Genomic DNA, 5,876 nt, shown 5'->3' on the forward strand with positions numbered 1-5,876 from the left:
CAAATCAGACGCAAACCATGTCAAATATCAACATAGATTCCATCAAAAAACGCAGTTTCGATGCCATTGTGATTGGCTCAGGCATCAGCGGTGGATGGTCGGCTAAAGAACTCACTGGCAAGGGTTTAAAAACCCTCTTGCTGGAGCGCGGCCCCAACGTGGAACACATCAAAGATTACCCTACCACCAACATGAACCCCTGGGAATTTGAGCACGGCGGCGACATCACCAAAGCGCTGAGAGATGCCAATCCCATTGCCAGTCGCTGTTATGCCTTCAATGAAGATGCCGCCCATTTTTTTGTCAAGGATGCCGAACATCCTTACATTCAGGAAAAGCCTTTTGATTGGATCAGAGGATACCAGGTAGGCGGCAAATCCTTGATGTGGGCCAGAGGTACGCAACGTTGGTCGCAATACGATTTTGATGGCCCCGCGCGCGATGGTTTTGCCGTAGAGTGGCCGATCAGTTACGCCGAATTGGCGCCCTGGTACAGCTATGTGGAAATATTTGCCGGGATTTCTGGCAACAAGGATGGTTTGCCACAATTGCCAGATGGTGAGTTTTTGCCCCCTCATGAACAGTCTTGTGTAGAAAAACACTTCAGCGAGCAAATGGCCAAACACTACAACAACACGCGTCCCGTCATCATCGGGCGTTGCGCTCACCTGACTCAACCACAGCCCATTCACCTCCAACAAGGCCGGGGCAAATGTCAGCAGCGCGATTTATGTCAGCGCGGTTGCCCTTTTGGAGGATATTTTAGCAGCAATTCTGCTACCATTCCCTGGGCCAAACAAACTGGAAAACTGACCTTACAACCAGACTCAGTAGTACATTCTATCATTTTTGACGAACAAAAAAACCGGGCAACGGGGGTACGCGTAGTAAATGCCCACACCAAAGAGATGACGGAATACTTCGCTAAGATCATCTTCGTTAATGCTTCTACGCTGAACACCAACCTGATTTTGTTGAATTCAACATCCAGTCGATTTTCCAATGGCTTGGGCAACGAAAATGGCCTATTGGGTAAATACGTGACTTTTCACAATTTCCGCACCACGATTACGGGCGAGTACGAAGGCTTTATGGACAGAACCACCGCCGGAATCCGCCCCAATAGCAGCTACATGCCCCGTTTTCGCAATGTATTCAAGCAAGAAACCGATTTTTTGCGTGGGTACGCCGCCGGATTCAGCACCAGCCGCCTGACCTACCACGACACTTCGGGCATTGGTGAAAGTCTAAAAAACAGCTTGGCCCAGGAAAAGTACGGCAACTGGCAGGTGGGATCCTGGATGATGGGCGAAACCATCCCCAAAGAAAGCAATCACGTGGCCCTGGACGCCACCCAAAAAGATGCCTGGGGAATTCCCCTGCTCAAAGTATCCGTTGGGTACGACGACAACGACGAAAAAATGATCGCTGATTTTCATGAGCAAATGACCGAGATGTACAGCAAAGCAGGTTTTACCAACATTAAAACCCACGATGTGCCTGATAAAGCACCCGGTCTGGACATCCACGAGATGGGAGGCGTGCGCATGGGCAAAGACCCCAAAACTTCCTTGCTTAACAAATGGAATCAGCTCCATGCTTGCAAAAACGTTTTCGTCACCGATGGCGCTTGCATGACCTCCAACTCTACCCAAAATCCTTCCTTGACCTTCATGGCCATTACGGCCAGGGCTGCCAACAATGCGGTGGAGGAGTTGAAAAAGAGAAATTTGTAACCGAATCTACGTGCAATAAAAACTTGTTAACTTTTTTCATTTTTCTTACCATCAAATCCAATGAAACACTTCCTATTCCTGGCGTTTTTGCTCTTTGCGCTGGGTGCTCTAGCCCAAAATACAGCCCGCCAAAAAGTCATTTTTGATTGCGACCTCGGTGACGACATCGACGATGCTTTTGCCCTGGCACTGCTGCTCACCAATCAGGACAAACTCGAGATCCTGGGCATCACTACTTGCTATGGCCGCACCGACGACCGTGCCAGGGTTGCCCTGAAAATGCTGTACGAAACCGGGCAAGACAAGATCCCCGTGTGCCTGGGCCGCAATACCTCCGCCAGCAGCGAACGGGCCAATTGGTACGCCGAGCAGTTTTATTGGGCCAAGGGTTTTGAAAAACTCCAGCCCAGCAAGCAACCTGCCGCAGATTTCATACTCGAAAACCTCAAGAAATACCCGAATGAGGTGGTGATCATCTCGGTAGGCCCCGTGACCAACCTGGCCGATGTACTCCAAAAAGACCCCAATGCCCTGAAGATGGCCAAAAAAATCTACGCCATGTTCGGTTCATTCTACGTGAGTTATACGGGATACCCGACCCCAGAAGTGGAATGGAACGTCAGGTGCGACATCGAAGCCGCCAAGAAGTTTGTCAACTCTGGGGCCAATATCGCCTACGCTGGACTGGACATTACCGCCTTTGTCAAGCTCGACAAAGCCAAACGAGAGACCCTGCTGATGCGCCAATCGCCACTGACCAATGCCATTTCGGCTTTGTATGTGCTGTGGGGCAACGAAACCCCTACCCTCTTCGACCCCGTTGCCATCGGGATGTTGTTGTATCCCGATTTGTTCAAATCCAAAAAAGTCAACGTAAGTGTAGATGACCAGGGTTTTACGAAAGTAGACGAAACCAAAACGCCCAACGCCGAGGTGGGGGTGTACATCAACACCAATGAGTTCATTGCCAAAGCGATGAAGGCGTATTTGTTGCAGAATATGGGGCGGAATTGAGGGGGAGGTTACTGCGCTGCTTCTCGAGGTTTTTTATTTCACGCAGATTTCACGCGGATTAAACCGCAGATTTCACGCAGATTCTACACAAGTTGTTCTGCGTAAAATCTGTGAAAAAATCTGCGTGAAATCTGCGTGAAATGAAACAGTTAAGCATTCTGAAGTCTTTTTGCCGCATTTTCTCAAATTTACTGTAAACACACAACTATGAAACGTGTCACAGGCATCGGCGGGATCTTTTTCAAAAGTAAAGACCCCCAGCACCTAAAAGAATGGTACAAAACCCACCTGGGCTTTGATACCGATCAATGGGGTACCAATTTTGAATGGCGCCAAAGCGCAGATCCAACCCAAAAAGGCTTCACCCAGTGGAGCCCTTTTACCGAAACAACGGAATACTTCGCGCCTTCTCAAAAGGAATTCATGATCAATTACCGGGTCGAAGACATCGAGGCATTGGTAGCGGTTTTGAGACAGGAAGGCGTAACCGTCCTTGATGAAATCGAGGCATTTGAATACGGCAAATTCGTCCACATCCTGGATGGAGAAGGGAACAAAATTGAGTTATGGGAACCAAATGATTTGGAGTATGATAAGATAGTGGAGGGGAGAACGAAGTGAAAGAAAAATCCCCAAAAAAGCCAATTTCCCCCTCCAAGTCCCTCCTCCGGTTTGATTCCTGACATCTCCTGGCTATCTTTGCTGAGCCCCAATAACGATCAGCCTAATGACACGCTCTTACCACAAAGTTTTTGCCAACGCTGCCACGCCCTGCCAACTGGACAAGTTCAGAACCATCGTTTTGGAAGGAGGAGCGGTATCCCCTCAAAGTTACGATGCCACGATTGCCCAAAACCCGCTCTTGTATTTTTACCCCAACAGTGAAGACATCCAGGGCATTGCTGCGCTGAAAATTCCGCATCCAGACTACAAGTTGTGGATTTTCAAACAAGCCGATCAAGCCGATCAGGCTGGGCGGTACACCTACGAATTGGGCTGGATCGTCAGTTTGCCGGCCTACCGCGGGCAGGGCATTGGCAAGAAACTGTCGGCCATCATATGTGCAGAAAATGAGGTAGACCTATTTGCCACTTCAAGAGTGGACAACTTTGCCATGATCAAGATTTTGCGTGATTTGGGATTTATCCAGCTTGGGCATTCCTATGCCTCCATTCGGGCAGATTATGACTTGAGTTTGTACGTTCGTTTGGGCAATTGAGCCGAAAGGTAAAAAATTTGACACTCCACCACTTCCTCCTTCTTTGGTCTACAACCTTTTGTCGAGAAAACTTATCTCTTCAAACGACTGTTATTACCTTGCCTGCACCCGATAGGAGGGGCCGATAAAAAAATAAATGTTCATTTTGCCCCACTACTATGCTTTTAAAAAACCCAACTATATGTACAAACTGCTACTTGTGCTGTTGGTGTCTTTCCTGAGTTTTGCTACCGTTTTCGCTCAGGACAAGCTCACCATCAGTGGTTATGTGAAGGATGCTAAAAATGGTGAAGCGCTCCTTGGAGCCACTGTATTTGTCCCCACTTTGGGAGAAGGTGTGACCACCAACGATTATGGATTTTACTCCATTACCTTGCCGCGCGGCACTTACGAAATCAGCTTCTCTTACATCAGTTTCCAAAAAGAGACCCGCAATGTCGTGCTGGACAACACGAACGTCAAGCTCAACCTGGAAATGAAAGAAGAAGCCACCGAACTGGAAACAGTGGTGATCAGTTCAGACCGCGTGGATGAGAACGTGCGCAGCATCGAAATGTCGGTCAACAAGGTAGAGATGCGCACCATTCAGAAAATGCCGGCTTTGTTGGGCGAGGTGGATGTGATCCGCAGCATTCAGTTGCTGCCTGGCGTAACCACCGTCGGTGAAGGCGCTACGGGATTCAACGTCCGGGGTGGCAACGTAGACCAAAACCTGGTCTTGCTGGATGAAGCGCCAGTGTTCAACTCCTCGCACTTGTTTGGTTTCTTTTCAGTGTTCAACCCAGATGCGGTCAAAGACGTAAAGCTCATCAAAGGGGGCATTCCTGCCGAGTATGGTGGTCGAATTTCCTCGATTCTGGACGTACGCATGAAGGAAGGCAACTCCAAGAAACTTTCAGTTGCGGGTGGATTGGGAACGATTTTTAGTCGCTTGTCGATCGAAGCGCCCATCATCAAAGACAAGGGCTCGATTATTGTGGCGGCCCGCCGCTCGTACATCGACGTATTGGCCAAACCGTTTTTGAAAGGCGATTTGAAAGACAGTCGTTTCTACTTCTACGACCTGACCGCCAAAGCCAATTACCGGATTGACGACAAAAACACGGTTTTCCTTTCTGGTTACTTTGGTCGCGATGTGTTTGGCGCTCAGTTTGGATTCGACTGGGGAAATACCACGGCTTCCGCGCGTTGGAACCACATTTTCAACGACAAGCTCTTTCTCAACGCTACTGCTTTTTTCAGCAACTACGATTACCGCTTGCAATCTGATCTTTTGGAACCGAATCCTCGAGATGCATTTCGTTGGAATTCGAACATCAAAAATTACAGTTTCAAACCCGACTTTACCTACTTCCTTAATTCCCGCAACAAGATTTCTTTTGGCGGTCAAATGATTTATTATACTTTCCAACCCGGTAAAGCCGTGGCCATTTCTGGTGGTGAAACCCGCATCATTGGCCAGGATAGCAAATACGCCATTGAAAACGCCATTTACATTGGCAATGAGCAAAAAGTGGGCAAACAACTCACCTTACAATACGGCTTGCGTTACTCTTTTTACACTTATCTCGGCCCAGGCAAAGGGTATACTTATGGCCCACAGACGGGAGCGCGCAGAGATCCATTGACTACAACCAATTACCAGGACGGCGACAAAATTGCCAGTTATGGCAACTGGGAACCGCGTTTTTCGGCCAACCTGGGTTTGGGCAAATCCAGCTCGCTCAAGTTGAGTTACAACCGTATGGCGCAGTACCTGCACCTGTTGTCCAACACGGCTGCGGCTTCGCCTTTGGATGTATGGACACCTACCAGCAACAACATCAAGCCACAACTTTCGGATCAAGTCGCCTTGGGTTTCTTTCAAAACTTCAAAGACAACCTGTTTGAAACCTCGGTGGAAGTGT

Annotated in this window: 5 protein-coding genes; all 5 read left to right on the forward strand. The window is 48.6% G+C overall.

The genetic code is table 11. From position 1 onward, the window contains the following. Positions 1-17 precede the first annotated feature (17 nt). Entirely contained in the window at positions 18-1,736 is a 1,719-nt protein-coding gene (locus ABW391_RS26825; protein WP_353484993.1) for a GMC oxidoreductase, read from the forward strand. 60 nt (positions 1,737-1,796) lie between these two features. Beyond that, positions 1,797-2,750 (forward strand): nucleoside hydrolase, encoded by a 954-nt coding sequence (locus ABW391_RS26830; RefSeq protein ID WP_353484989.1) that lies wholly within the window; start codon positions 1,797-1,799, stop codon positions 2,748-2,750. Positions 2,751-2,957: 207 nt separating this feature from the next. After that, the gene (locus ABW391_RS26835) at positions 2,958-3,371 is read left to right on the forward strand and encodes a VOC family protein (protein ID WP_353484990.1); all 414 of its coding nucleotides are present in this window, start codon (positions 2,958-2,960) and stop codon (positions 3,369-3,371) included. A 106-nt stretch (positions 3,372-3,477) separates the two neighbouring features. Continuing rightward, positions 3,478-3,969: a GNAT family N-acetyltransferase gene (locus ABW391_RS26840; RefSeq protein ID WP_353484991.1), complete on the forward strand. Its 492-nt coding sequence runs from the start codon at positions 3,478-3,480 to the stop codon at positions 3,967-3,969. 181 nt (positions 3,970-4,150) lie between these two features. Beyond that, positions 4,151-5,876 (forward strand): TonB-dependent receptor (locus ABW391_RS26845; RefSeq protein ID WP_353484992.1); only part of this gene is annotated, 1,726 nt, incomplete at its 3' end.

It is taken from the genome of Haliscomenobacter sp., from assembly GCF_040403615.1.
GTDB lineage: Bacteria > Bacteroidota > Bacteroidia > Chitinophagales > Saprospiraceae > Haliscomenobacter.